Consider the following 259-nt stretch of genomic DNA (forward strand, 5'->3'; position numbering starts at 1 on the left):
TTATTAAAGCCTTAATGTATGATTTTGAGTATAACAACTTAATATAAAGCGCCAAATTTACATTTGAGACTATTATAGAGGAAGTCTACCATGTATACCAACGCGATACACTAAGGAAACTTTTTTTATCGATTATTACACCAGAAGAATGCAATTTTAATGTACTAGGAAGTTTCCGTTTAAATGCCAATCAAATATGAAAAAAAGTAGTTTAGAAATTATAACAGAAAAAGAACTTAAAGAAAGGCAAGTAGACTTA

The sequence above is a fragment of the Maribacter sp. genome, assembly GCF_016744255.1.
Classification (GTDB): Bacteria; Bacteroidota; Bacteroidia; order Flavobacteriales; family Flavobacteriaceae; genus Maribacter_B.